At 61.2% G+C, this 1,107-nt stretch carries 1 protein-coding gene and 1 pseudogene; both read left to right on the forward strand.

What is annotated here, in order from left to right:
• Positions 1 to 595: amidohydrolase family protein (locus EN939_RS35315; RefSeq protein ID WP_164751567.1), on the forward strand; the 595-nt coding region annotated here is incomplete at its 5' end.
• A pseudogene (locus EN939_RS35320) lies at positions 583 to 1,107 on the forward strand (formylmethanofuran--tetrahydromethanopterin N-formyltransferase); the annotation flags it as partial. The gene EN939_RS35315 and the pseudogene EN939_RS35320, both read left to right, overlap by 13 nt.

Raw genomic sequence — 1,107 nt, forward strand, 5'->3', positions numbered from 1 at the left:
CTACGGCACGATGCAGTGGGCGATCGGGCTCGAGCTTTTTCTCCTGATCGACGATCCCTGGCGTGTGTTCTTCACCACCGATCATCCCAACGGTGCACCTTTTACGGCTTATCCGGCGCTGTTCGAACTGCTGATGAGCCGGGAAGCGCGCGCCGAAATGACCGCTGGACTTTCACGATCCGCCCTGGCGCTCTCTACCCTGGCCGCAATCGACCGCGAATACACGTTCGAGGAAATCGCCATCATGACGCGCGCGGCGCCGGCCAAGCTGCTCGGCTTGACGGATCGAGGCCATCTCGGCGCCGGTGCAATAGCCGACATCGCTGTCTATCGCAGGGACCGCAGTATCGCGAAAATGCTCGGACAGGCGGCGTATGTTTTCAAGGATGGCGATCTCGTCGTGCAAGATGGGGAAATCATCCATTACCGCTGGGGCAAGGCATTGAGGCTCAAGCCGCCTGTCGACAAGGCAATGGTGCGACGGCTCGAGGACTATCACCAGCAGCGCTACGGCCTGTCGCTGGACTGGTTCAATTTTCCGGATTCCGCGATTGCGCGCGAACAGCCATTCGGCGAGGTGCCATGCCGAACATGAGCGTCAATGGGATGACGATCGACGATACCTTCGCGGAAGCCTTCGGCATGCGCGCAACCGCCATCGTCATCACCGCGCCGAGCCGGAAATGGGCTCGCCAGGCGGCGATCACGATGACCGGATTCGCCACCTCGGTGATCGGTTGCGGCTGCGAAGCGGCAATCGAGATCGACCTGCCGCCCTCGGCCACACCGGATGGCCGGCCGGGCTGCCGCGTCATGATCTTCGCGATGGGAACGGACGAATTGCAGAAGCAACTGCTCAATCGTGTCGGCCAGTGCGTTTTGACCTCGCCGGGTTCCGCCTGCTTTGCCGGGCTGCAAGGCAGCGCCGAGCTCAAGCTCGGTTCGGCGCTGCGTTATTTCGGCGACGGCTGGCAAATCTCCAAGAAGATCGGCGACAGGCATTTCTGGCGTATTCCCGTCATGGATGGCGAGTTCCTGTGCGAAGCAACGACCGGACTGACGAAGGAAGCTGTCGGTGGCGGCAATTTCTTTGTCATGGCGCAAAAC

It is taken from the genome of Mesorhizobium sp. M7A.F.Ca.CA.002.05.1.1 (assembly GCF_003998335.1).
Classification (GTDB): Bacteria; Pseudomonadota; Alphaproteobacteria; order Rhizobiales; family Rhizobiaceae; genus Mesorhizobium.